Origin of the sequence: Sphingomonas hankyongi (assembly GCF_023516575.1) — a bacterium.
Classification (GTDB): Bacteria; Pseudomonadota; Alphaproteobacteria; order Sphingomonadales; family Sphingomonadaceae; genus Sphingomicrobium; species Sphingomicrobium hankyongi.
The window spans coordinates 418,469-442,281 of sequence record NZ_JAMGBE010000002.1; the positions used below are offsets into that span (position 1 = coordinate 418,469).

Sequence of the window (23,813 nt, forward strand, 5' to 3'; positions counted from 1 at the left end):
ACCTAAGTGAACATCCAGGCCCCGCGCGAATTTATCGATCGCCGCCAGCTCGTCAGCGCTCTTCGCGCTCTCCGCCGCGGCGATTTCAGTGTTCGCCTTCCCGAAGAGGTCGATGGCGTCGATGGTGAGATCGCCGCCCTCTTCAACGAGGTCGTCTCCCTCAACGAGGAGATGACGCAGGAGTTCGAACGACTCTCCAAGGTTGTCGGCAAGGAAGGCAAGATCACTCAGCGCGGCCGCGTGAAGAACGCCCGCGGCGGTTGGGAAACCGCGGTTCGCTCGGTGAACGATCTCATCGAGGACATGGTCCAGCCGACGGCGGAAGTCTCCCGCGTCATCGGCGCGGTCGCGAAGGGCGACCTTTCCCAAAGCATGACCGTCGAAATTGACGGCCGCCCGCTCCGCGGCGAGTTCCTGCGCATCGGCAAGGTGGTGAACACCATGGTCGACCAGCTGAACGGCTTCGCCTCGGAAGTGACGCGCGTGGCGCGCGAGGTGGGCACCGAGGGCAAATTGGGCGGCCAGGCGAAGGTAAAGGGCGTCGCCGGCACGTGGAAGGACCTCACCGACAATGTGAACGCCATGGCGACCAACCTGACCAGTCAGGTGCGCAACATCGCTGAAGTGACCACCGCCGTTGCCCGCGGCGACTTGTCGAAGAAGATCACCGTCGAGGTGAAGGGGGAGATCCTCGAACTCAAGAACACCATCAACACGATGGTCGACCAGCTCAACGCCTTCGCAGGAGAGGTCACCCGCGTGGCCCGCGAGGTCGGCACGGAAGGCAAGCTCGGCGGCCAGGCGCGCGTCGAAGGCGTCGCCGGCACATGGAAGGACCTTACCGACAACGTGAACCTGATGGCCGACAACCTGACCGGCCAGGTCCGCAACATCGCCGAAGTGACGACCGCCGTCGCCCGCGGCGACCTGTCGAAGAAGATCACCGTCGACGTGAAGGGCGAAATCCTCGAGCTCAAGAACACCATCAACGTCATGGTGGACCAGCTCAACGGCTTCGCGTCAGAAGTGACCCGCGTGGCCCGCGAGGTGGGCACCGAGGGCAAATTGGGCGGCCAGGCGCAGGTGCCGGGCGTCGCGGGGACCTGGGCCGACCTCACCAACAACGTGAACCTGATGGCGGCAAACCTCACCGGCCAGGTCCGCAACATCGCCGAGGTGACCACGGCCGTGGCCCGCGGCGACTTGTCGAAGAAGATCACCGTCGACGTGAAGGGCGAGATCCTCGAGCTCAAGGACACCATCAACACGATGGTGGACCAGCTCAACTCCTTCGCTTCGGAAGTGACCCGCGTGGCGCGCGAGGTCGGTTCCGACGGGAAGCTTGGCGGCCAGGCGCAGGTCGAAGGCGTTGCCGGCACCTGGGCCGACCTGACCGACAACGTGAACCTGATGGCCGCGAACCTCACCGGCCAGGTCCGCAACATCGCCGAGGTGACCACGGCGGTCGCGAAGGGCGACCTTTCGAAGAAGATCACGGTGGACGTGAAGGGCGAGATCCTCGCCCTCAAAAACACCATCAATACCATGGTCGACCAGCTGAACGGCTTCGCGTCCGAGGTGACCCGCGTTGCACGCGAAGTCGGTACCGAAGGTAAATTGGGCGGTCAGGCGCGCGTGGAAGGCGTCGCCGGCACCTGGGCCGACCTCACGGACAATGTGAACTTGATGGCCGGCAACCTGACCGGCCAGGTCCGCAACATCGCCGAAGTGACGACGGCGGTCGCGAAGGGCGACCTTTCCAAGAAGATCACCGTCGACGTGAAGGGCGAGATCCTCGAGCTCAAGAACACCATCAACGTCATGGTGGACCAGCTCAACGCCTTTGCCTCGGAGGTGACGCGCGTCGCCCGCGAAGTGGGCACCGAAGGCAAATTGGGCGGGCAGGCTCAGGTGCCTGGCGTGGGCGGCACGTGGAAGGACCTTACCGACAACGTGAACGCCATGGCCGCGAACCTGACCGGCCAGGTCCGCAACATCGCCGAAGTGACGACCGCCGTGGCTTTGGGCGACCTTTCCAAGAAGATCACCGTCGACGTGAAGGGCGAGATCCTCGAGCTCAAGAACACCATCAACACGATGGTCGACCAGCTCAACTCCTTCGCCTCCGAGGTGACGCGCGTTGCGCGCGAGGTGGGCACCGAAGGCAAGCTCGGCGGCCAGGCGCAGGTGCGCGGCGTAGCCGGCACGTGGAAGGACCTGACCGACAACGTGAACCTGATGGCCGCGAACCTCACCGGCCAGGTGCGCAATATCGCCGACGTGACCACTGCGGTGGCGAAGGGCGACCTTTCGAGGAAGATCACGGTGGACGTGAAGGGTGAGATCCTCGCCCTCAAGAACACCATCAACGTCATGGTGGACCAGCTCAACGCCTTCGCGTCCGAGGTGACCCGCGTTGCGCGCGAGGTGGGCACCGAAGGCAAGCTCGGCGGACAGGCGCAGGTGCCCGGCGTCGGCGGAACGTGGAAGGACCTCACGGACAACGTGAACCTGATGGCGACGAGGCTCACCAACCAGGTCCGCGGCATCGCCGAGGTCGTGACCGCCGTGGCGCAGGGCAACTTGAAGCGGAAGCTGACCGTGGACGCGAAGGGCGAGATTGCCGCCCTCGCCGACACCATCAACTTCATGATCGATACGCTGTCGACCTTCGGCGACCAGGTGACCAACATGGCCCGCGAGGTCGGTATCGAAGGCAAGCTAGGCGGCCAGGCCCGCGTGCCGGGCGCCGCCGGCTTGTGGCGCGACCTCACCGACAACGTGAACCAGCTCGCCGCGAACCTGACGAACCAGGTGCGCTCGATCGCCGAGGTGGCCACCGCCGTCACCAAGGGCGACCTCACCCGCTTCATCGCCGTGCAGGCATCGGGCGAGATGGCCGCGCTCAAAGACACGATCAACGAGATGATTTCGAACCTGAAGGAACAGACGCTCAAGAACGCCGAGCAGGACTGGCTCAAGACCAACCTCGCCCGCTTCTCGCGCATGCTTCAGGGTGAGCGCGATCTCGCGACCGTCTCCAACCTCATCATGTCCGAGCTCGCGCCTCTGGTGAACGCCCAGTATGGCGTCTTCTACGTCACCAAGCGCGAAGAGGACGAAACCAAGCTCGAGCTGGTTGCAAGCTACGGCGCGGACAGTCCCGATGCGCTCAAGCAGCAGTTCCATCTGCGCGAAGGGCTGATCGGGCAAGCGGCCGCGGACCGGCGGCCGATCCTGCTAAAGGACGTGCCGACCGACTTCATCCGCATCGGCTCGGGCCTCGGCAACGCCAAGCCCGCCAACGTGAACATCCTGCCGGCCTTGTTCGAGGACGAGGTGAAGGCGGTGATCGAGCTCGCCTCGTTCAACGAGTTCAACGAGACCCACCAAAGCTTCCTCGACCAGCTCATGGAATCCGTCGGCATCGTGTTGAACACGATCGCGGCGACCATGCGCACCGAGGGCCTGCTCAAGCAGTCTCAGCTGCTGACCCAGGAATTGCAGGCCCGCCAGACCGAGCTGACCCGCAAGCAGGAAGAGCTGCACGCGACCAACGAGGAGCTTCAGGAGAAAGCGCAGCTTCTGGAGAATGAGAAGAAGCAGGTCGAGGCGAAGAACCTCGAAATCGAAATGGCCCGGCGCGCGCTCGAGGAGAAGGCCGAACAGCTGGCGCTCACCTCGAAATACAAGTCCGAGTTTCTGGCGAACATGTCGCACGAGCTTCGGACGCCGCTGAACTCGCTGCTGATCCTTTCGAAGCTGCTGTCGGATAACGCGCAGGGCAACCTCAACGAGAAGCAGGTCGAGTTCGCGAAGACGATCAACTCGGCGGGTTCCGATCTTCTCAACCTCATCAACGACATCCTCGACCTTTCGAAGGTCGAATCCGGAACGGTCACGATCGAGGTCGGCGAAATGCCGATGCAGAACCTCAAGCTGCACATGGAGCGGACATTCCGTCAGCTCGCAGCCGACAAGGGCCTCGACTTCAACGTCAAGTTCGAAGGCAAGCTTCCGGAGACCATTCGCACCGACGAGAAGAGGCTGCAGCAGATCGTCCTCAATCTCCTGTCCAATGCCTTCAAGTTCACGTCGAAGGGAAGCGTCACTTTGGGGGTACGCTGCGCCGACAAGGGTTGGAGCGCGAACCATCCTGCTCTGCGCAATGCCAGCCGCGCGATCGAAATATCGGTCACGGACACGGGTATCGGTATCCCGGAGGACAAGCAGAAGCTTATCTTCGAGGCCTTCCAGCAGGCCGACGGCACGACCAGCCGCAAATATGGCGGCACCGGACTCGGCCTTTCGATCAGCCGCGAGATCGCGCGCCTGCTCGGTGGCGAGCTGCAGGTGCGGTCGAAGCCCGGCGAAGGCTCGACCTTCACGCTCTACGTTCCGCTTGCCGCCGAGTCCGCGGCCGCGGAAGGTACGCCGATGCGGCTTGAGAACAGCGGCGCGATCGTGTCGACCGCGCTCCCGACGGGCTTCGAGGTCAACGACGACCGCGATGAGCTTGGGAAAGGGCCGTTCGTCCTGATCGTCGAGGACGATCCGACCTTTGCGTCGATCCTGCTGGATGCCGCGCACGAGTCCGGGATCAAGGGCGTCGTGTCGACAGCAGGCGCGGGTACCCTGGCGATGGCCAGGAAGCTTCAGCCCTCCGCGATCACCCTGGATCTCGGTCTCGCCGACATCGACGGCTTCGTCCTTCTCGATCTCCTCAAGCACGACCCCGAAACGAGCCATATTCCGATCCACGTCATCTCGGGCGTGGACCGCAGCAGTTCGGTCATGGCAATGGGCGCCTTTGGGGTCACCGAGAAGCCAGCCGAGCGCGAGGAGCTTGTCGGTGTGTTCGGCGCTCTTCGCCAGGAAGCCGAAAAGCAGAAGCCGCGGCGCCGTCGCAAATCTGCGGACGGGTCGCCGGCTGCCCGGCCGATGCCGGAGCTCGCGGGGTCGAAGGTGCTCATCGTCGACGACGACATCCGCAACATCTTCTCGCTTACGAGCGTTCTTGAAAGCCACGACGTGGAGGTTCTCCACGCAGAGCGCGGGAGAGACGGCATACTGATTCTGGAGCAGACACCGGGCGTCGATGTCGCCCTGATCGACATCATGATGCCCGAAATGGACGGCTATGAGACAATGAGGCAGATCCGGCAGCAGGACGAGCTCGCCAATCTGCCGCTCATCGCCGTGACCGCGAAAGCCATGAAGGGCGACCGGCAGAAGTGCCTCGATGCGGGAGCCTCCGACTATATCGCAAAGCCGGTGGACATCGAGTTGCTGCTCGCGCTCCTGCGCGTGTGGGTTGCGCGAGCGCGTGAGTCCGCGGTCGCGGCAGCGGTCCCGATCGCGCCGCTGGAGGCAGCGGAATAGCGATGAACCGGGAGGTGGGAGAAATCCCCGTCCCGCGGCGGGCGGAGGAGCCTGAACGCGCCACCGTCGAGGGGACGGAGCGTGCGCGCGTCCTCCTCGTCGACGACGACGAGCGCAACCTGCTCGCGGTCGCAACGGTGCTCGAGGATCTTGGGGAAGTCGTGCTGGCGCGCTCCGGCGAAGAAGCCCTGCGGCATCTTCTCAAGGGCGAGTTCGCGGTCATTCTCCTCGACGTCTACATGCCTGGAATGGACGGCTACGAGACCGCCCAGATCATCCGCAATCGCGACCAGACCAAGGGCATTCCCATCGTCTTCCTGTCGGCCGTGAACAAGGAGGCCGAGCATCTGCTGCGCGGCTATTCGATGGGCGCGGTCGACTATGTCTTCAAGCCGGTCGACCCCGTGATCCTGCGTTCCAAGGTTACCGTGTTTGTCGATCTGTTCGAGAAGACGAAGGAGATCGAGCGCAAGGCGCAGCAGGAACAGGCGCTGCTCGATGAGAATCTGCGCGCCAATGCCGAGCGCTTGCGAGCAGAGCAGGAATTGCGCCGCGCCGAACAAAGGCAATCGGCGATCATTCAATCGCTCCCGATGCTGCTGTACCTTGAGCCCTACGATGGCGGGCCCCGGCTCCCCCATTTCGTCAGCGGCGACTTCAAGGGCATTACCGGGTTCGAGCTCGAGGAGGTTGCGGAAAAGCCCAACGTCTGGATCGAGCGCCTGCACCCCGACGATCGCGACCGCACTCTCGCGGGAATGGAAGCGCGGCGGCGCAGCGGCCGATCCTCGATCGAGTATCGCTGGCTGTGTGGCGACGGGAACTACAAGCATTTCCTGGATCAGGCGGTGCTGCTCAAGGATGCAGACGGCCGGCCGCTGGAGTTCGCGGGGACTCTGACGGACATCAGCGAGCAGCGTTCGCTGGAGAGCCAGCTTGTCCAGGCGCAGAAGATGGATGCGATCGGCAAGCTGACCGGCGGCATCGCGCACGACTTCAACAATCTGCTGGCGGCCGTCATCGGCGGATTGAGCCTGATCGAGCGCCGCGCAGTGCTCGAAGAGGAACAACTTCGGATCCTCGGCATGACAAAGCGCGCGGCGGAGCAAGGGACCGAGCTCGTTCGGCGGCTGCTTGCCTTCGCCCGGCGCCAGAACCTCGAACCGCACCCGATCAACCTTCGCGCGCTTAAGGATGCCGTTGCCGACCTCCTGATCCACACGCTCGGCGGCCTGGTGGAGATCGAGTGGAGCATAGATGAGGACGTGTGGGACGCATTTGCCGATCAGACGCAGCTTGAGCTCGCGCTCGTCAACCTGATCATCAACGCGCGCGATGCAATGCCCGCCGGCGGCACGGTCACGATTGCAGCGGAAAATCGACAAGCCGCCGACGACGAACTGCCCGGGATCGCGGCGGGGGAATTCGTCCGCCTCGCCGTCACCGACACGGGTACCGGCATATCGCCGGAAGACCTCGAAAAGGTCATGGAGCCGTTCTTCACCACCAAGGAGGTCGGCAAGGGCAGCGGCCTGGGCCTCAGCATGGTCTATGGCTTCGCCAAGCAATCGAACGGCTTCTTCCATATCGGCAGTGAGCTTGGGCGGGGAACGACCGCGGAGCTTTGGCTGCCGCGAGCGCCGGCAAATGCCTCGACCACGACGGCCACGCCGCCGAAGCAGGCGCGGCGCGCCTCGATCCGCAAGCTGCAGATCCTGCTCGTCGACGACCACGATCAGGTCCGAAGCACGACAGCGGCGTTGCTTGAAGATCGCGGTCATCGCGTGGTGCAGGCGGCGAACGGTTCCGACGCACTGGTCGCAATGCGAAACGCCGGTTGCAATTTCGACCTGCTGATCAGCGATTATGCGATGCCGCAACTGTCAGGCACCGATTTCCTCCGGGAGGCGCGGGCCCTCTGCCCCGCCATTCCGGGCCTCATCATCACCGGCTACGCGCAGGCCGATGCGATCAGCGACCGGCCCGAGGGCGTCCACATTTTGCTCAAGCCCTTCACGGAAACCGCGCTCGACGCGGCCATTGAAGAGGCATGCCGCAGGGCGGCCGTTGCCCTTTAACAACGTGCTGGTGGTTTACAGCGGATCGCGTCTCAGTTGCGGCCAACCGTGCAACCCAAACCTATGTTACTAGTTTAATGGCGGAATCTCGCCAATTGAGGACGGATTGTGAGTGACCCAAACGCTTCGCAAGAAGCGCAGATCGAGGATGCGAGCGCCAAGCTCAGCGAAGGACTGAAGACCTGCCGATCGGTAGTCGAGAACTACCGAAGCATGATCGGCGGGCGCCAGGCCGCGAACGACTTCGAACGAACGGCCGCGGCCAACGACGACATCTCGATCACCGGGGAAGAGCCGGACGAATCCGACAGCATTCCGCTTTAAGTGGCTGCCAAAAGCGCCGGCTGACGCCAGGGCACGCCGCCGCGGTCGCCTGTACCGCTGATCGTGGTGTTTGATGCGCGGCGCGCCGGTCTTGCTCGGTTCTCACGCGCCGCCAATCAAGGGCCGCGAACGAGTCCGCTCCAGTTCCGCAAGTCGCGCAGACAGTAGGTCAATCTGCTTTGCAATTAGTCGGCGATCGGCCGCTTGATGAGCAGCATGCCGATCGACATGTCCGGCAGCAGCGATCGCCCTGCGCAGATTCGGCGCGATGGCAGCAATCGCCGCGAGTTCGTCCTTTGCTTGCACCGTCCCGTCCGGTCGAGGGCCGAGTGCAAGGCAAGCCGAAATCTCGCCATTAGGCTCGTTCAGCTCGATCCTGGTGGGAAACACATCGCCGGGAACCCGCGGTTCCTGCGTGACCGCCGATCGGGCCCAGGATCTCACGGATCGTAGGTCAATGCCGTCGACTGCCGCGACCTTGCCATGGACGATGAGTGCGACACGGCTTGCGTGCATTGCCCGGCGGATCCGAGGAAGCGCCATGGTTCCGAGTTCCCTGGTCGACGCTCGACCCGAAAGCTCCACTAGAAGCTCTGGCAGATCTCGCTTCAGCGTAACCAGATCGCGCTGGAAGCGATGTTCGGCCCAGTCGCTGATTCGGTTGTGAAGCGGATTAAGGATCACTGCGGCGACAGCCGCGGCCATTGCCGCCGAAATGTTGCCGATACCCATGCCGAAATATTGCTGCCCTATCCATTCGATGCTGGCCTCGGTACCAGCGAACGTGGCCACAATAGCCAGCGTCAAAACGGCAAGGGCAGCAGACCGGCTGATCGCGGTTTCCGCATCGAACAATCGGTAGCGTAGCAGGGACGTCAGAAAGCCGAGCGCGACGACGATTATGCCAAGCTGGAAAACGCCCTCCCAAAGGACCGGGATGGAGTAGGGCTGCGGGATGACACGGGACAATGAGGCCCCTGCTCTCGCAATCAGGATCAAAGCGACGCCGGCGACCAGCCCGAGCGCTACCCATTTCAGCTGCTGCCGCACGGCTTCGGATCGGGCATCCCGGAATCGAACGATCAGACTGAAGATTGCGATCAGGATGCAGGCAACTGCGGCAGGGAGGAAAAGCCGCGACGGTGCGATGCCCGTCCCTTCAGCAATGCCCAGCACGAATACGAGCATCGATGCGACCGCGATGCTGCGCGTCCAGCGAGGTCGCCAGCTGCCGTCCGGGAAAAGCAGCAAGGCGATGGCGAAAAGGAGAAATCGAAGGCGATCCGCCAGCATCGGAACGAGAGCCGGCGAAGAAAAATCAAAATTGCTCGTGACCGCCCAGCTGAGGAAGGCGAGTGACAGCAGCGCCGCCACAGGATCGCTCTTTCGGTTCCGTAGCAGGATTGCGCAAACTGCGATCAGGACCGCCGTCTTGATGAGGCGCAACATTAAGACGGCCGGCTCGGCATCGCCGCGATAGATCGAGGCCGTCATGACGCCGGCAGCGACGATCGCAAGAGTTACCCACAACAGCTGATAGGCAGAAACCCACCTGCCGCGGAGTTGCGGCAGGCGGGTCTCGAATGGGGCAGCGCGCGTCTGTTCCGTCATTGCATGCGGGCAGCGGCGGTCAATCTGTCGAGATGAACGCCGGGGTTGGTCACGCAGGCGTCGACGGCTTTCGTTCCCCGGGTCCGGTTCAGGTAGACGCAAATGGCGACGATATCGCGACGGGCAAGCGGGTCGGACAGGCTTCGGATCGTGGAGCTTTTCATGGCTATTTCCTTGCGGCTGAAGCGATGGAGGCGGCGACGTCGCTCGCCATCGCGATCTGCATTTCACGGTTGGTGAGCTGATAGCGCCCGGCGACGAAGCGGAAGTCCGTCCAGCTGACCCAGACGGATCCGTCGTCGTCCTGCGTGACGAGCATCCGCACTGGCCAGTCGAGACCGGCCACCGGGTTCGCTTGCAGGAATTGCACCCCGAGGGGTGGGTTACCGAAAAGCAGCAACGTGGAGCGATTGATCTTCAGATCTGCGCTAGCGCCCAGCTTCGTATGGTCGATTTCGTCGAAGAACCTGATGCCTTTTGACGCGATATCGCCCTTCAGGCGAGCGATCGTTTCATCGAAACCGTAATCGCTGCGCTGCTTGATGACGCCTTCAGCCGGAGCGGAAGCCACCGGCACGGCGGAGTGCGCCGGCGCCAGGATCGGTGAGAGTACCGTCGCGGGTCCGGCGAGGAGCAGGACGGCGAGGAACTTCGAGTCCAGTTTTTTCGATCTGCGGCGCATTGCCAGCCTCCTTTTCGAGTACCGGCCGATTGTCGCTTTTCCAGTGAGTCAGGTGAAATCGCGATTGGGCATGATGTCCATGCGCCGCGCGTATTGCGATCAGTAAGGTGTGCCGTCCATCCGTGCCTGAGCGAGCGCACCGGCGTACCACAGGAATTCGTCCAGGAAGCGGTTCATCGATCGCACGGTGATCTCGCTTGCGACGCCATCTTCGCCAATTGTTTCGGCAATCCGCGGGATTGGCAGAATGCTGGGAATGCTGGGCATGCCAAGCTCCGCAAGGGTCATGCGCAGCTGCATTGCAGCTCGCACTCCGCCGAACCCTCCGGCCGAGTAACAGACGATGCCCGACGGCCGCCAGAAATACTCCTCCAGGAAGTGATCCAGCAGGTTCTTGAGCGCCGGCGGAATGCCATGATTATATTCCGCGCTGACGATCAGGAAGCCATCGACGCTTCGATAGAGCTGCGCGAGGCTTTCGAGTTTCTCGGGCGCTTCGCCAGCCGGATGCTCCTTGTACATGCGATCGAGCAGTGGAAGCTGAAGCTTCAGAGGATCAACCAGGTGCACGTCATGTCCGCGGTCCCTGAGCTCACGGACAACCAGGTCCGCAGCTCGAGTGCCCATGCGGTCCCGTCGGACAGAGCCGAGCAGGACGGCGATCGAGCGTTTCGCGTTGGTCAGCTGCAACATGGTCAGCGCGCCGCAGCGGTCTCGACCATCTGGCCGCCGCTTGCTTCGTGAAGGATGAACCCTTCGATCTCGTCGACTGGAGCACGCCAGGGTGCATTCTCCAGGGTCTTCATCGTGTCGCTGTACCCCGCGTCGCGACGACGGCGGATGCCGTGCGCGCTGAAGTCGATGTCCTTGCTGTGATCTTCGTAATCCAGCGCGGGCGCGAGCAATCGGACGACGTGCATGCGCGTCAGGCAACCGTAGCTTTTCAGGTCCGCGAACATGTTGTTCCGGCGCTTGTCCTCCGGGACCAGCTTGCTCAGCTCGGCGATGATATGCCGCATGCGGTGGATCTGCCGCTGTCGCTGGATATGCGACACGGCTCGGCTCGAATATTGGACATCCTTTTGGCGGTTCATCACCTCCCAGATGGTCTCTGGTTCAGGTCCGTGCGGATTCCAGATGTGAACGGCGAAAACGAGGCTGTTGCGGCGCGGATTATCGTCGAACACCACTTCAACCGGCGTGTTCGATAGAATGCCGCCGTCCCAATACAGCTCGCCGTCGATGCGAACGGGCGGGAATCCAGGAGGAAGAGCGCCGGACGCCATGATATGATCTACCGAGAGCGGCATTTCGCGGCTGTCGAAATAGCGCATCTCAGCGGTCCGCACGCAGGAGGCTCCAACCGTGACCCGCGTCCCGCCACTGTTCAACTGGTCGAGGTCAACCAGCTCTTCGAGCGTCCGCCGAAGCGGGGAAACGGAATAATAGCCGGCGTCCTCTGGCCCGAGATTATTGTGCGGACTGAGGAACGCGAGCGGGTTCGGGCTGAAGAAAGACGGGACTCCGCCACTGACGGCGAGCATGTTGCGCGTCGCGGTGGCGAGCCAGGCAGGGAGCCCGCCTGGCACGAACATGTCGTTCTGCACGCGCGACCAGAATTCGCTCAGCTTCTCCATCCGGTCTTCGGGCTTGTTGCCGACAATGAGCGCCGCATTGATGGCGCCGATGGACGTGCCGATCACCCACTGAGGGGCGATTCCTGCCTCGTGGAGCGCCTCGTAGACGCCGACCTGGTAGGCCCCGAGTGCGCCGCCGCCCTGTAGCACGAGCACGGTCTGCCCGAGCGCCGCCACCTCGTTCGCGAGAGACTGCCGGGCCATGTCAGTGGGCCGTCCAGCCGCCGTCGACAGGAAGTGCTGTCCCGGTAATCGACGTGCCTCCCGGACCGCAAAGGAATGCCGCAAGGGCGCCCAGCTCATCGACTCCGGCGAAGCGCTTGTTGGGCTGCGCTGCGAGAAGCACGTCGCGGATCACTTCATCTCGCGTGATTCCGCGCGCCTTGGCCGTGTCGTCGATCTGGTTCTCGACTAGGGGCGTCCAGACGTAGCCAGGGCAAATCGCGTTGCAGGTGACATTATGCTCTGCACCCTCGAGCGCGACCGTTTTGGTGAGGCCGACGATGCCGTGCTTGGCGGCGACATAGGCGCTCTTGAACGGCGACGCGACAAGCCCATGGGCGGACGCGACGTTGATGATGCGTCCGTAACCGTTCTGCTTCATCGCCCCGAACGCAGCACGCGTTGTGTACCATGCAGCTGACAGATTCAGCGCGATGATCGCCTCATATTTTTCTGGAGGAAAGCTCTCGATTGGGCTGACGTGCTGGATGCCGGCGTTGTTCACCAGGATGTCGACGGAGCCGAAGCCCGCGATCGCATCCTCGACGAGGCCGGCAGCCTCATTTCCATTCATGAGGTTGGCGCCATTGTAGACGACCCGGCGGCGCGGGTGCTCGCGCTCGAGCTCGCCGAGGACGCGCTCGATTTCGTCCGGATCGCCAAGCCCGTTGATGACAATGTCGGCTCCGGCCTGCGCAAGCGCACGCGCGATCCCGAGGCCAATGCCGCTGGTAGAACCGGTAATGACCGCGACGCGCCCCGCTAGCGGGCTCGCGACCTCGATTTGATCCTGGACCTGCATGTCCATCCGTAAGCTCCTTTTGAATCGGCGCTTAGGATGCTTGCGGGCGGATCAATTCGGAAATGCGTTTCGTGCATGAACTCCATGCCGCCTTGCGATTTCCGCAGCGCGGCCTGCTCCGGCATTTTGATGAGGCGTCGCGAAGACCGGCTCCTCAGCCGATGGCGCACGGGAGATGTCCCTCGCATCCTGCAGTCCGGCTTCGCGGCGCCCAGATTCATTTTCCTAAGGAGACCGCAATGTTCAATCTTAAGACCATGATCGCGACGGCGGCCATTGCCGTTGCCGCGGCTGGCAATTTCGCAACGCCCGCCCTGGCCAGCCAATGCGCCAAGCCCGGCATGAATGCGCTCGCCAATGCGCCGATGATGCCCAGGGGCGTCACCGACACGGTGATCGGTTCGATCAACCTTGCGCCCGAGATCGGCGTCGATGGCCGCCAGCTGCGGACGCGCCGTCTGGTCGTGCAGCCCGGCGGAATCGTTCCCCTCCACAGCCACAAGGATCGGCCTGCGCTGATCTACACCGTCAGCGGCTCGATCACCGAGTACAGCTCGGCTTGTGGTGCGCCCATTCAGCACAAGGCAGGCGACATAAGCCGCGAGGCCGATGGGCTGAGCCATTACTGGGTCAACCATGGCAAGGTGCCCGCCGTCCTGCTGTCGTCGGACGTGTTCCACGGCATGTGACCTTCCCCGCCGGCGTCCCTCCCCTCCGCCGGCTCTCCAGGCGTCCCGCCTTCGCCCCCGGGCGGGACGCCCCACGCTTGGAGCGACCATGATTGACATCGCTCGCCCTGCGCCAATGGCCAAGTCGCCCGGCCTCGCGCTGCAGCAATCTTTGCTTATCGCGGCGATCGGCTTTCTTACGCTCGTCGACCTTTTCGCGACGCAGGCGATTCTTCCCAGTCTCGCGCAAATATACGGCGTCACGCCGTCGAGGATTGGGTTGGCCGCCAATGCGACGACCCTTGGGATGGCTGTGTCCGGCCTTGCGATGGGCGTTGTTAGCGGCGCGCTTGAGCGCAAGAGGGCCATCGGCCTGAGCCTGTTCTTCCTGTCCTTTCCGACCGCGCTTCTGGCCTTCGCTCCAAATCTCACCATTTTTGCGCTGCTGCGCGTGTCGCAAGGACTGTTCATGGCGGCGGCTTTCACGCTGACGCTGGCCCACCTTGCCGAACGCTGTGCCGTGCGCACCGCCAACGCCCTTGCCGCTTATGTGACCGGCATCGTGGCGAGCAATCTCGTTGGACGCCTGACAGCCGCGTATGTCGCGAGCGTCATCGGAGCCGAAAAGAGCTTCCTCTTCTTCGCTTTGCTCAACCTTGCGGGCGCGGCGCTCGTAACGATGACTCTGCACAGAAATGCGCCTGAACCGGTGACTCGAATGGGCCGATTCTGGGCGCCTTGGCTGGAACAACTTGCCGACCCCGCGCTGAGGCGAACTTTTGCGATCGGTTTCCTGATCCTCTTCGGGTTCATTGGAGTGTTCACTTACGTGGGCTTCGTGCTGATGAGGCCTCCTCACGCACTCTCCATGACGGCACTCGGCCTCGTCTTTCTTGTCTTCCTGCCGTCGATGATCACCACGCCGACGGCCGGGACGGTAATGCGAAGGATAGGTCCGGGACCGGCCTGCTCGATCAGCCTGGCGGCTGCCTTATTCGGGTTGATCCTTCTCTTGGTGCCGCACCTTCCCTCAATCATCATCGGAATGACGCTGGTGGGCGTCGGCACCTTCTTCGCCCAGGCCGTCGCAACGGGGCACGTCGGCCGTATTGCGCAAGGCCACAAGGCTGCGGCCAGCGGCCTCTATCTTTCGTCCTATTATTGCGGCGGCCTTGCCGGCTCGGCGGTGATCGGGATCCTTTTCGACAGCTACGGCTGGGCGGCGGCCATTGGCGGCGTGTTCGCCGCTCTAACCTTGGCGGCGGTCCTCGGCTGGGGGTTGCGCCAGAAGGATAGCCAATGAGCGATCGCTACCGCCGCGGCCTCGACGTTGCCGAGCAACTTGCCAACGACAAGCTCGCACATTTCGTGAAGAGCGGTGTCGCCGAGATCGCACCGGATTTCGCAAGGATGGTAATCGAGTTTGCCTTCGGCGACCTCTACAGCCGCGAGTCACTCGACCTCAGAAGCCGTGAGATGATCGCAATTGCCGCGCTCGCCGCGAGCGGTCATGCCGGGCCGCAACTCAGGGTCCATGTGGAATCCGCCTCGAGCGTGGGAATCGAAAAGGCCGAAGTAGTGGAAATCCTGATGCAGGTCGCGCTCTATTCCGGCTTTCCGGCGGCCTTGAACGCCTTAGCCGACTGCCATGACCTGCTGACCGACGACAATTGTCTCACTCGTGCCTGTGGGTAGGCGGGTCGTGGGCCAGCGGTAGCGGCGCGCTTCCTGGACAAAAGCGCCGACAGCAGGAGAATGTGGCCGACCTCTCACCGTCGTCAGATAGATCGTTCGATTGAAGCTGGGATTGACGAGAGGACGCACAGCCAGATCCGGGTCGGTGACGCTGAACTCGGGAAAGAAGCCAAGTCCCAGGCCCGCCTTGATCATTCCCTGCACCCAATCGTCTCGGGGCGAACTGAATACCTGTCGTAGGAAAACGCCGCGACTGTTCAGCTCCTTGCGCACCGGCTCGAATACTTCGCAGTTTGAGCGGCTGACGTAAGGCTCTTTATCGAGCTCCGCTGCCGGGATCTCATCGAACGCCACAAGCCGATGATTGGGCGGTAATAGGATGACGAAACGCTCTTCGAAGATTGGTAGCTGGTGCAGGGATTCGGGCAACTCTCCCGGGATCCCGACGATGGCCACTTCAAGTTCGCCTTTCTCCAGCATCTCGACCATCTGCGGTCCGCCGGCGTCAACGATCTGAACCTCGACGTCCGGGTGCTGCGTTCGAAACTGAACCAATAGCTCGGAGATGAGCTGCGGGCCGATCGTGCACATCGTGCCGATGGTCAGCGTCGCCCGCTCCAGCCGTTTCACAGCGCGCGCCTGGTCACGGGCAGCACGGCAGCTTTCTTCGACCGACTTCAGATAAGGCAACATCATCCGGCCAAGCTCGGAGAGGTGCGTGTTGCCGCGCTCCCGGTGGAACAGCGGGCCGCCTAGTTCATGCTCGAGCTGCTGGATAGCCCGGGTCAGCGCTGGCTGACTGACATTGCACTGCTCCGCGGCACGCGTGAAATTCAGCGTCCCGGCCAGCGCAACGAAATACCGAACCTGCTGCATTTCCATAGGCAGCATCCCCACCAGTTTAGGGCTGCATGCCCATTACACGGTCGCAACGATACAGGCCAGCAGAGCAGTCATGCGCAGTGTGCATGGAACCGATGCGCACTCGGTCTGAGACTGTCGCGCCCGTTTCTCCGAACATGATCCAGGACCGGCCGACGAGTCTTGTCGGCTCGGATCCGACAAGGAGAGTTTTATTATGAAGATTAGCAACTTCGCCCTCGCGGGTGCGGTCGCGGCTTTCGCTTCGACGGCAGGCGTCGCGAGCCCGGTCAAGCCGCAGCCCAACAAGGACAAATGCTTCGGGATTTCGCTCGCGGGCCGCAACGATTGCGCGGCAGGAGCGGGAACGACCTGCGCCGGCACCTCCAAGCGCGATTACCAGGGCAATTCCTGGAAATATGTCGCCAAGGGCACCTGCACGGCGATCAACACCCCCAAGGGTCCAGGCTCGCTGACCCAAATCAAGGGACGCTGATCATGGTTCCCGCCGCTGGTGTCGGCTTCAAGGCCGAGCATTTTGCAGAGGCGCTCGCCGCGCCGGCGGCGGGGCTCTGGTTCGAGGTTCATGCCGAAAACTACATGGTCGCGGGCGGCCCCCGCATCGCCATGCTCGAAACGCTTCGCCGTCACCGGCCACTCTCGATCCATGGAGTTGGCATGTCGCTTGCCGGTTCCGCGGAGCCCGATCCTGAGCACCTCGGGGCGTTGAAGCGCCTCGTCGATCGCTTCGAGCCCGCACTCGTCTCCGAACATCTCGCCTGGTCTCGCCTCGATGGCCGTTGCTTTCCGGACCTGCTTCCGGTGCCGCGCACCAACGAGGTGCTGACCCGGTGTGCAGCCAATATCGGCCGGGTTCAGGACGCGCTCGGACGCCAGATCCTGATCGAAAATCCGACCCATTATCTCGCGCTCAGTGATCACAGCTGGAGCGAGACGAGCTTTCTCGCCGAACTTGCACGCCGCAGCGGATGCGGCTTGCTGATCGACGTCAACAATGTGGCAGTCGGTGCCCACAACCTTGGCTACGATCCCGCAAGCTGGCTCCAAGCGATCCCCGCAGATCACGTCGGAGAAGTGCATCTCGCCGGGCATTCTCTCGACGCTGAAGGGACGCTGCTCATCGACAGCCACGACGAGCCGATCAGCGAGCACGTGTGGCGCCTGTACGAGCAATTCGCAGCACGGATCGGCCCCAGGCCCACTCTGATCGAACGCGACGGCAACCTCCCGCCCTTCGCGGATCTCATGCGCGAGCGGGACTATGCACAGAATATCCTGGCCGGAGAGCTGGCCCTTGCCGCTTGATCTCGTCCAGTTTCAGCGCGACTTTGCGGCCGCGCTTGGCGCTCCAGCACGAGGCGCGATCGCCGTATATCGCAACGCGGTTGTGCACGGGGCGGTCGAGGCGCTGCGCGCCAATTTTCCGGTGGTCGCACAAATCGTCGGACCAGAGATGTTCCAGGCGATTTCGGTCGACTTCGCGTCCGAATGCCCGCCTCGCCGGCCGGTCATGGCGCTGTACGGCGAGCGCTTTGCCGATTGGCTGGCAGCGCAGGAGTGGATCGCGGATATCCCGTATCTGGCGGATGTCGCGCGGGTGGAAAGGCTGCGCATCGAGAGCCTGATGGCCTCAGATGCCCTGCCTCTTTCGGCTGAGGAGCTCGGCAATGCGAATTTTGCCAGGCTGACATTGCATCCCGCGCTGCGGTTCGGCTGGCTTTCGACACCGGCGATGAGCATCTGGCTCGCCCACCAACGATCATTCGCATCGCCGCTTACGCCCGAATGGAAGGCCGAGGGGGCGCTGTTCGCGAGACCCACGGCCTACGTCATGCATTCGCCGCGGATCGGCCGGGCCGCGCATCGCATCCTCTTCGGTATCCGCCTCAGCGAGACTGTGGCCCAGGCGATGGCGGCAGCGTCGCGACTTTATCCTGACGAAGACTGCCCCGCCTTACTCTCCTCGCTCGTCAACTTGGGCGCTTTCGTTGCGCCAGCTGAAAGGAATCTCGCATGACCGCTGTGGCCAGATCCCTCCAATGGCGGATGCCCTTCGATTTCATGGCATCGACAGCTCGAACGCTTCTGCCGCCCTCATTGCTGCTATTGGTCCAGCGGCTCGGCATCGCCGCCGTCTTCTTTATGTCGGGCCGGACGAAGGTCGACGGCTGGCTGACGGTGAATGACAGCGCTTTTGAGCTTTTCCGCTCCGAATATGCACTGCCGCTGGTGAAGCCGGAGATCGCTGCATATGCCTCGGCCTACAGCGAGCATTTGTTTCCCTTCCTCCTGACCCTCGGCCTATTCACCCGGATCTCGGCAAGCGCGCTCCTCGTGATGACCGCCGTCATTGAGATTTTTGTGTATCCCGACGCCTGGCCGACGCATCTCAGCTGGGCGGGCTTGCTACTTCCCCTGATTGCGCTTGGCGGCGGGAAATTGTCGCTAGACCGCTTCCTCAAGATTCCCTGACAGATGTCGAAAGGGCCGGAGCCAGTGTCCATTCAAGAGAGAGCCGCCCAGTTTCGGGCCCTGCATCGAGCAGGGTCCCCGTTGGCCCTGTTCAACGCCTGGGACGCGGGCAGTGCACGGGCAGTCGTCAAGGGCGGAGCGAAAGCAGTGGGAACCGGCAGCTGGTCCATTGCCGCAGCACATGGGTTTGAGGACGGCGAGAAGATCCCGCGGGAGACCAACATCGAGATCGTCCATAGCATTGTTGAGTCGGTCGATGTGCCGGTCACCGCCGACTTGGAAAGCGGATACAGCGCCGAGGCCGTCGGCGTCGGCGAAACCGTCCGCCTCAACATCGAGGCGGGGGCAATCGGCTGCAATCTCGAGGACAGCCAGCCGGCGGACGGAGGCCTCCGCTCGATTGAGGACGCCGCCGAACGGTACAGGGCGGCCCGGCGCGCCGCGGACGGCGCCTGCCCGGGCTACTTCATCAATGCCCGGACGGACGTGTTTGCCCAGCGCCCAGCGGACGAGCATGACTCGTCGATGGTGGAAGAAGCGCTTCGCCGCGCTAAGGCCTTTGCCGAAGCCGGGGCGGACGGATTGTTCGTACCGTTCGTAACCGATCTCGAGTTGATCCGGCAGCTTGCCCGCCAGTCCCCTCTGCCGCTGAATGTCATGCGGGTCTCGACCACGCCTTCGATCGCTGACCTGAGCGCGGCGGGCGTCGCGCGGATTAGTCACGGGCCCTACCCGTACCTCATTGCAATGAGCGCGCTCGAGAGCGCGGCCCGAGAGATAGCCTAGCCGCGTTTGTGGCTTCCGGGCGCGATTACGGTTGCGGCTCCGGTACGGGAGGCCTTTGCACCGATATTGGAGCCGCTCAGCTTTCGCATCAGATTCCCGTTTGAGGGCATCAGGAGTTGCGGCCGGCCATCACTCCCCCGTCCACAGGGAGGACAACGCCAGTGATCCACGCCGATGCTGAATCATCCGCGAGGAAGAGCAAAGCCGACGTGATGTCGTTCGGCTGACCGTTTCTTCCCAGCGGGTGAAATGCATTGAAGGAGGCCAGCTCGTTAGAGGTCAGGAGTGGATCGAAGAGCGGCGTTTCGACGACTCCCGGGGCAATCGCGTTCACACGGATCCTGTCCGGCGCGAGCTCGATCGCCAGGGCCCGCGTCAGTGAATGAATGCCTCCTTTGGCCATTGATGGCGCGCTGGATGGCGTGGCCGCGATTCCCTGCATTGCCCAGATCGAGCCGATGCTGATGATTGCCCCTCCGCCGCGCGCCCTCATATGGCGAACCGCGTTTTGGGTGAGTGCGAAATAGCCACCCATAAGATTGAAGTAGCCGCTTAGATCGCTTTGAGAGACCTCGAGGAACGGTTTCGGCTCGAAGATACCTGCGTTGTTGAACAGTACGTCGATCGCGCCGAACCGGTCGACTGCCGTCTTCACGATCCGCTCGCTGATCTTTGGGTCTCCGACGTCTCCGGCGACGCATTCAACGTTTTTTCCCGTCGCATCGATGCTCGAAGCGACTTGCTCGATCTTGTCGGGCCGCCTTCCATTGAGAACCACGCTGGCCCCCGCCGAGCGCATTGCCCTCGCTGCGTCCGCGCCGATGCCGGTGCCGGCGCCACTGATCACGACGACCTTTCCCTGGAGACTCATGGTCTGTCCTTTCGACGGGTTTGATGTAAGCAGCGGCCCGGTGTCGCTCGAGCGACCGCGCGATATCGTCAGGCTGCGATCGGCAATCCCACTCTCACGACAGGAAAGTCGATCTCTGTGTCAGCGGCCCCGTTGAGATAGTTTGTGAAGATGTTGAGCGCGACATTGGCCACGACTTCCACGATCTCGCCGTCCGCCAGACCTGCGCCGCGCAATCTTTCCACATCTGAATTTGTAACGCGGCCCCGGTTGCTGACGAGGCTTCGGGCGAAAGCCAGCATAGCACTGACCTTCGGATCGTCAGCGTAGCCGCGCCTCGCGTCTTCAATGGCCATTTCGGACAGCCCTGCACCAGTACCCAGGACCGCGTGCGCAGAGACGCAGTAATCGCAATTGTTCGCCTCCGCGACCGTCAGGGCGATGGCTTCGCGTGCTGGCGCGTCGATCGTCCCTTTCGAAAGAGCGCCAATTGCGCCGACGAGCGCATCGAGGGCCGCCGGCGAATTTGCCGTCACGCGAAACAGATTTGGAATGGCGCCGAGACTGGCCTGCACAACACTTAATATGGGCCGCGCTGAAGCTGGTGCCTGGTCGAGATCGATAGCTGGAATGCGGGACATTGGTGATCCTTTGTGTGGTTCGGTCTCCGCTTCTAATATTTGTCGAATCGAGGGATAATCCCTACAATTTGCAATTCACTGCTGCTGGATGTGCAATAAAAGGCAATGGCAGACCGTTTGCGAGAAATCCGAGCCTTCGTGGCTGTCTGCGACGCGTGCGGCTTCGCGCCGGCCGCCCGTCGAATGGGCGTGGCTGCGTCGGTTGTTACCCGATTGATTGCGGGCCTCGAGATGGACCTTGGCGTGGTGCTCCTTCAGCGCACGACCCGCTCAATCAAATTGACGGACGCCGGTGCGCGCTTCCTCGAACGCTCAAGGCGAATTTTGGCGGACGTGGCGGAAGCGGAACTCGCGGCTCAGGAGGAACGCGGGTCGCCGCGCGGTCGTCTCATCATCTCAGCGCCACTAATGTTCGGCCGCATTCATGTCGCTCCGCTGGTCTCGGATCTGTTGGAAGAGAATCCTGATCTTCAGATCGAGCTCAACCTTTCCGATCGATTCGTGAATTTGGTTGAAGAAGGTGTCGATGTTGCTGTGCGTATCGGAAGCCTTTCAGACTCCGCCTTAATCGCGCGGCGCATCGGCACGACCCGTCGCATGTTGGTGGCGAGCCCGAAGTATCTTGCCAATCGAGGGGTGCCGACGAAACCTGAGGATCTCGCTTCGCATTCACTGATAGCCTTCCATACGACGGCTCCCGACCGGGAATGGAAGTTTGACCTTCCGGGCCGTGGCATAATTCGCGTTCCTCTCAACCCTCGCTTTTCGACCAACAGCGGCGAGGGAGCCATTGAACATGCGATCCGCGGCGGCGGCATAGCGGCAGTCTTCAGGTATCATGTATTATCTGCTCTCGCTGACGGCCGGCTCGTCGAGCTGCTCGACCAATTCGCTTCTCCAGAGGTGCCGATTCAGGCGGTGTTCCCAACAACGCGGCTGCTGTCGATCAAAGTGCGAGCATTCCTCAGGGCACTGGACACCCACCGCTCTCGGTGGAGCGAGCAAGTCTGATCGTTCAGACTGCTGCAAGCGTTTTCCGCGCGCGGTCCTCGTGCAGACGGGGCTCGTAGCTGACGGAGCCCGCAGACTGAATGGCGGTGCTCGCAGTCATGCGCGAACTAGTCTCTGAATGAATTTCCCTGCTCTATGGGAATTTACAGCGTAGCGCGTGTGGTCATGCGCGTATTGGGCGGCTTAATCGGCTACGTAACGCCGGAGTTCTGCGATTTTCAGCGATGAATTCCCTAAGTCCATAACAGGGAATTTTTTGGCGCTTGGCAGGGAAACAGCAGGGAGCACTCACGATCGGTGCTTCCGCGGTGATTACTCCAATCCGATTGGGTTGCCTCCCCGCTCTGGCGACCGGCAGATCTGACGTTAGCAGCCCCAAAGCTGGTGACGCTTTCGACCCAAAGCGGGGCTATTCCCGTTCCTTGGGGCAGAGCACGATCTTGCCTTGCAGTCCGCCGGCCTCGAGCTGCCGATGGGCTTCGGGCACTTCGTCGAATGATATGCGCCTGGCCACGCTCGGGCTAATTCGGCGCTCGCTCAACAATTGAAACAGGTATCCGAGGTCCTGCTTGAACCACTCAGGGTGCCGGGCGCGCATGGCGTTAATTGAGTAGAACCGAGTGCGCTTGCCTCGCGGCATAAGACCCCAGAGGTACATACGCGCGATGTTGGCAAGAGCGCGGAGCATCCCTTGCTTGGCCTCGGCGCCGGCCGAATATCCGATCGCGACTAGAAGCCCGCCCGGTTTGAGTGCGGCGAAGGAATGTCGATACGCATCCTCGCCGATACCGTCGAAGACGATATCGAATCCACCCGGCAGAACGCGCGCGAAGTCTTCCTTGTCATAGTCGATCGGATGGCCACCGAGCTCGCAGATCAGCGCCGCGTACCTCCCATGAGCCGCACCCCACGCCTCAATCCCGGCTAACTTGGCCAGCGACAGCAGCGCCTGACCCACAGCTCCACCGGCACCGTGCATAAGCACTCGCTGGCCGCGTGCCGCCCGGCCCGAACGGTGAAGCATCTGATAGGCGGTCGTCCAGCTGAGGATCAGGGTTGCTGCTTCGGCCGGATCAACGTCGGCAGGAACGTGAGTAAGGTCGTTCGCCTTCAGTACGCGATACGCCGCGTTGGATCCGGTCACAGTCATGTCGGCAACTCGGTCGCCGATGGCAAAACCACTGACCCCTGGGCCGATCTCGTCGATTTCTCCAACGATGTCATATCCCATGACGAAAGGCACCCTATAGGCCGCCGTCTGTGGGTAGAGATGTCGCCTGATCAGAGTTTCGGTATAGTTGATGCTCGAGGCGAGAAGGCGAACTCGCACTTCCCCGGCGTCCGCGGTTGGCGTCGGCAGTTCAACGATCCGAAGACATTCCGGGCCGCCGTATTTGCTCAGCTGCACAACCCTGTTGAGTGGCTCGCCCATTTGCCGTCCTCCTTTCCGGAGCGACCAGCCGGAGACGCGCGTAGCTTACGCCGAAGCGCCGAGTTTCGCCCCCTGGATTTGTAATTGACCTAATTTTTGCAATAGTGCATATGCACATGATATGGCTTCCGACCTGTCCCGTACCGCCCAGGGAATGCTCGATCGCTGCTTGTTCCAGCGCACACGGGCGGCGGCGCGCGCTGTCACTCGGCTTTACGATAATGAGCTCCGGTCGATCGGTCTGCGGGCGACGCAGGCGGTCGTACTCGCCACTGTGGCCGCGAAAGGTGAACTGTCGATCAGCGCGCTTTCTGACGAGCTCGAAATGGATCGGACCACCCTCACCCGCAACCTCCGCCCCCTCGAGGATCGCCGGCTGCTGGCAGTTTCTGCGGAAGGTCGGCATCGTACCCGACTTGTGAGCTTGTTGCCTGCCGGCGAGGCGATGCTTGGCTTGGCTGCAGACCGATGGGAGCAAGCCCAGACGTCGCTCGAACAAAGCCTGGGTGCGGTGGGTGTAGCACCCGTTCGCAAGGCAATCGCCGCAATCACCAAATCCGCGTCTCGAGCCGCGGGCTGACGTCGCCGGCCGCATATATCTCTCAGTGCTGCGTCGACTTATGTGTATATACACTAGA

Annotated in this window: 23 protein-coding genes; 13 read left to right on the plus strand and 10 right to left on the minus strand. The window is 62.5% G+C overall.

What is annotated here, in order from left to right; translation table 11 throughout:
- Window positions 1-6 precede the first annotated feature (6 nt).
- From LZ538_RS06715 to LZ538_RS06725, 3 genes are all read left to right on the plus strand, one after another.
- Window positions 7-5,382 carry a HAMP domain-containing protein gene (locus LZ538_RS06715; RefSeq protein WP_249831221.1) on the plus strand — a complete coding sequence of 1,792 codons (5,376 nt, stop codon included), beginning with the start codon at window positions 7-9 and terminating at the stop codon, window positions 5,380-5,382.
- A 2-nt stretch (window positions 5,383-5,384) separates the two neighbouring features.
- Window positions 5,385-7,460: a response regulator gene (locus tag LZ538_RS06720; protein ID WP_249831222.1), complete on the plus strand. Its 2,076-nt coding sequence runs from the start codon at window positions 5,385-5,387 to the stop codon at window positions 7,458-7,460.
- A gap of 108 nt (window positions 7,461-7,568) precedes the next feature.
- Window positions 7,569-7,784, plus strand: a complete 216-nt coding sequence (locus LZ538_RS06725; protein WP_249831223.1) for a hypothetical protein — start codon at window positions 7,569-7,571, stop codon at window positions 7,782-7,784.
- Window positions 7,785-7,886: 102 nt separating this feature from the next.
- Here the strand turns inward: LZ538_RS06725 and LZ538_RS06730 are convergent, their stop codons facing one another.
- The 6 genes from LZ538_RS06730 to LZ538_RS06755 all read right to left on the minus strand — a co-directional run bounded on the left by LZ538_RS06730 (window position 7,887) and on the right by LZ538_RS06755 (window position 12,744).
- Window positions 7,887-9,395 carry a hypothetical protein gene (locus LZ538_RS06730; protein ID WP_249831224.1) on the minus strand — a complete coding sequence of 503 codons (1,509 nt, stop codon included), beginning with the start codon at window positions 9,393-9,395 and terminating at the stop codon, window positions 7,887-7,889.
- Complete coding sequence (locus LZ538_RS06735) at window positions 9,392-9,559, minus strand: hypothetical protein (RefSeq protein ID WP_249831225.1); 168 nt, start codon at window positions 9,557-9,559, stop codon at window positions 9,392-9,394. Before LZ538_RS06735 ends, LZ538_RS06730 begins: the two co-directional genes overlap by 4 nt.
- 2 nt (window positions 9,560-9,561) lie before the next feature.
- Window positions 9,562-10,077, minus strand: a complete 516-nt coding sequence (locus tag LZ538_RS06740) for a DUF302 domain-containing protein (protein WP_249831226.1) — start codon at window positions 10,075-10,077, stop codon at window positions 9,562-9,564.
- A gap of 99 nt (window positions 10,078-10,176) precedes the next feature.
- Window positions 10,177-10,770, minus strand: a complete 594-nt coding sequence (locus tag LZ538_RS06745; RefSeq protein WP_249831227.1) for an NADPH-dependent FMN reductase — start codon at window positions 10,768-10,770, stop codon at window positions 10,177-10,179.
- A gap of 2 nt (window positions 10,771-10,772) precedes the next feature.
- Entirely contained in the window at window positions 10,773-11,918 is a 1,146-nt protein-coding gene (locus tag LZ538_RS06750; RefSeq protein WP_249831228.1) for a patatin-like phospholipase family protein, read from the minus strand.
- A 1-nt stretch (window position 11,919) separates the two neighbouring features.
- Entirely contained in the window at window positions 11,920-12,744 is an 825-nt protein-coding gene (locus tag LZ538_RS06755) for a 3-hydroxybutyrate dehydrogenase (protein ID WP_283937651.1), read from the minus strand.
- Window positions 12,745-12,977: 233 nt separating this feature from the next.
- Here LZ538_RS06755 and LZ538_RS06760 point away from each other — a divergent pair, with 233 nt between their 5' ends.
- The 3 genes from LZ538_RS06760 to LZ538_RS06770 all read left to right on the plus strand — a co-directional run bounded on the left by LZ538_RS06760 (window position 12,978) and on the right by LZ538_RS06770 (window position 15,101).
- Entirely contained in the window at window positions 12,978-13,427 is a 450-nt protein-coding gene (locus LZ538_RS06760) for a cupin domain-containing protein (RefSeq protein ID WP_249831229.1), read from the plus strand.
- Window positions 13,428-13,515: 88 nt separating this feature from the next.
- Window positions 13,516-14,709: an MFS transporter gene (locus tag LZ538_RS06765; RefSeq protein WP_249831230.1), complete on the plus strand. Its 1,194-nt coding sequence runs from the start codon at window positions 13,516-13,518 to the stop codon at window positions 14,707-14,709.
- Window positions 14,706-15,101, plus strand: a complete 396-nt coding sequence (locus LZ538_RS06770; RefSeq protein WP_249831231.1) for a carboxymuconolactone decarboxylase family protein — start codon at window positions 14,706-14,708, stop codon at window positions 15,099-15,101. Before LZ538_RS06765 ends, LZ538_RS06770 begins: the two co-directional genes overlap by 4 nt.
- Here the strand turns inward: LZ538_RS06770 and LZ538_RS06775 are convergent.
- Window positions 15,042-15,992 (minus strand): LysR family transcriptional regulator, encoded by a 951-nt coding sequence (locus tag LZ538_RS06775; protein WP_249831590.1) that lies wholly within the window; start codon window positions 15,990-15,992, stop codon window positions 15,042-15,044. The genes LZ538_RS06770 and LZ538_RS06775 overlap by 60 nt on opposite strands.
- 187 nt (window positions 15,993-16,179) lie before the next feature.
- Between LZ538_RS06775 and LZ538_RS06780 the strand changes: the two genes are divergently transcribed.
- From LZ538_RS06780 to LZ538_RS06800, 5 genes are read left to right on the plus strand one after another with little or no spacing between them, the layout of a single operon-like run.
- Complete coding sequence (locus tag LZ538_RS06780; protein WP_249831232.1) at window positions 16,180-16,458, plus strand: BufA1 family periplasmic bufferin-type metallophore; 279 nt, start codon at window positions 16,180-16,182, stop codon at window positions 16,456-16,458.
- A 2-nt stretch (window positions 16,459-16,460) separates the two neighbouring features.
- Window positions 16,461-17,288 carry an MNIO family bufferin maturase gene (gene bufB / locus LZ538_RS06785; protein WP_249831233.1) on the plus strand — a complete coding sequence of 276 codons (828 nt, stop codon included), beginning with the start codon at window positions 16,461-16,463 and terminating at the stop codon, window positions 17,286-17,288.
- Window positions 17,278-18,000, plus strand: a complete 723-nt coding sequence (locus tag LZ538_RS06790) for an HvfC/BufC N-terminal domain-containing protein (protein ID WP_249831234.1) — start codon at window positions 17,278-17,280, stop codon at window positions 17,998-18,000. Before bufB ends, LZ538_RS06790 begins: the two co-directional genes overlap by 11 nt.
- A 29-nt stretch (window positions 18,001-18,029) precedes the next feature.
- On the plus strand, window positions 18,030-18,455 hold the full coding sequence (locus LZ538_RS06795) for a DoxX family protein (RefSeq protein WP_249831591.1): 426 nt from the start codon (window positions 18,030-18,032) through the stop codon (window positions 18,453-18,455).
- 3 nt (window positions 18,456-18,458) lie between these two features.
- Window positions 18,459-19,241: an isocitrate lyase/PEP mutase family protein gene (locus tag LZ538_RS06800; RefSeq protein ID WP_283937652.1), complete on the plus strand. Its 783-nt coding sequence runs from the start codon at window positions 18,459-18,461 to the stop codon at window positions 19,239-19,241.
- A gap of 109 nt (window positions 19,242-19,350) precedes the next feature.
- Here LZ538_RS06800 and LZ538_RS06805 read toward each other — a convergent pair whose 3' ends face one another.
- Both LZ538_RS06805 and LZ538_RS06810 read right to left on the minus strand, forming a co-directional pair.
- On the minus strand, window positions 19,351-20,112 hold the full coding sequence (locus tag LZ538_RS06805) for an SDR family NAD(P)-dependent oxidoreductase (RefSeq protein ID WP_249831236.1): 762 nt from the start codon (window positions 20,110-20,112) through the stop codon (window positions 19,351-19,353).
- A 68-nt stretch (window positions 20,113-20,180) separates the two neighbouring features.
- Window positions 20,181-20,732: a carboxymuconolactone decarboxylase family protein gene (locus LZ538_RS06810; RefSeq protein WP_249831237.1), complete on the minus strand. Its 552-nt coding sequence runs from the start codon at window positions 20,730-20,732 to the stop codon at window positions 20,181-20,183.
- A gap of 105 nt (window positions 20,733-20,837) precedes the next feature.
- Here LZ538_RS06810 and LZ538_RS06815 point away from each other — a divergent pair, with 105 nt between their 5' ends.
- Window positions 20,838-21,743 (plus strand): LysR family transcriptional regulator, encoded by a 906-nt coding sequence (locus LZ538_RS06815; RefSeq protein WP_430741957.1) that lies wholly within the window; start codon window positions 20,838-20,840, stop codon window positions 21,741-21,743.
- 409 nt (window positions 21,744-22,152) lie between these two features.
- On the opposite strand, the gene LZ538_RS06820 is transcribed toward LZ538_RS06815, so the two are convergent.
- The gene (locus tag LZ538_RS06820; RefSeq protein WP_249831239.1) at window positions 22,153-23,175 is read right to left on the minus strand and encodes a medium chain dehydrogenase/reductase family protein; all 1,023 of its coding nucleotides are present in this window, start codon (window positions 23,173-23,175) and stop codon (window positions 22,153-22,155) included.
- 121 nt (window positions 23,176-23,296) lie between these two features.
- Between LZ538_RS06820 and LZ538_RS06825 the strand changes: the two genes are divergently transcribed.
- Window positions 23,297-23,755 carry a MarR family winged helix-turn-helix transcriptional regulator gene (locus tag LZ538_RS06825; protein WP_249831240.1) on the plus strand — a complete coding sequence of 153 codons (459 nt, stop codon included), beginning with the start codon at window positions 23,297-23,299 and terminating at the stop codon, window positions 23,753-23,755.
- Window positions 23,756-23,813: the final 58 nt, after the last annotated feature.